Genomic DNA, 1,206 nt, shown 5'->3' with positions numbered 1-1,206 from the left:
TGGTGATCTGCTCCGGGGTGCCCCAACCACTGGTCGGGCGCTGCTGGAACAGCCCCAGCGAGTCATGGTCGTTGGCGTCGCCGAGGTGACCCAGGTTCTCCAGCTTCGACTCCTGCAGGCTCGTGGCGATCGAGATGACCGCGGCCCGCTCCGGCAGGCCGGCCTTCTTCGTCGCCGCGATGATCGCCTTCGCGTTGGCCGTCTGCTCGTCGTTCAGGTCAATCTTCGACTGGGCGCCCTGCACACTCACCGCGGCGGGCTTGGCCTCGACGGGGCGGGCGTCGGCGTGCGCGGCGACCGGGCCGGCGAAGATTCCACCGGTGAAGGCCAGACCAGCAATACCCAGCACACTCTTACGCAGCATCGTGTTCGTGTTCATGGGGGATGGCTCCATTCGGGGGTTGGCGCACCACCGCGCCGACGGGGGTCGGCTCTAGCTGGCGTGCGCAAGCACCGTCAGGCGCTCAAAGAAAGTCTTGGGGGATCATCCGGCGCGCGGGGCAGAGCCTCTTCGTCGCGCCGGGACCATGTACAACGACCGGCGGCCCACCATCATTCCCGGCCAGGCACGCTCACCTCGGCGGGCGGTCACCGGGGCCGGGCACCCCGTCAGGCGGGGCGGTGGTCCTCCGTCGTTCACCCGGATACAACGACGCCCACCCGCCGGCCATTCCACCGCCGGGATGCCACCGGTCACCCCACGAACCGGACACGACGCCCACGGCCGGACGGTCGGTGGAACGCTATGGAGGTATCCCGGCCCGGGAGACATACATGAGGTTCCACTCACCGGCCGAGCCATGCGCGAACCGGACAATCCGCCACCCCGGCAACGGTCAGTGGAACGGTATCGAGGTATCCCGGCCCGGGAGACACACATAGCGTTCCACTCGCCGCCCCGACCAGGCACAAACCGGACATCTATCCACGCCGAGGCAGGCCAGGGTCGCCCGCCAAGCCCGCCAGCCCGCCGGCCCCATCGGCCGTCGACAAGTCGAGACGTGATCGACTCCAGATCGTGGAGGTGTTGCCGGACCCTCTCGCAGTTGGCCCGGTACCCCGAGCCCGGCCGATGCGAGCCCACGGGCGGCCCTCGACGAGCTAGCCCAGCCGCTTGCGCGCCTTTGCGGCGCAGGCCGACAGCAGGGTCTGCGCGTCCAGGCCCAGGCTCTCGATCGAGACGAGGGCGGTGAACGCCACGTCGGC

1 protein-coding gene is annotated in these 1,206 nt (G+C 69.6%); it reads right to left on the bottom strand.

What is annotated here, in order from left to right:
- The coding region (locus tag ABZS77_RS30040) for a hypothetical protein (RefSeq protein WP_354829698.1) at positions 1–379 on the bottom strand (379 nt) is incomplete at its 3' end.
- Positions 380–1,206 lie beyond the last annotated feature (827 nt).

The sequence above is a fragment of the Micromonospora sp. NPDC005298 genome (genome assembly GCF_040607375.1).
Taxonomy (GTDB): Bacteria; Actinomycetota; Actinomycetes; order Mycobacteriales; family Micromonosporaceae; genus Micromonospora.
The sequence above is the reverse complement of the archived record's forward strand: the minus strand, read 5'-3'. Positions and strand labels throughout refer to the sequence as shown.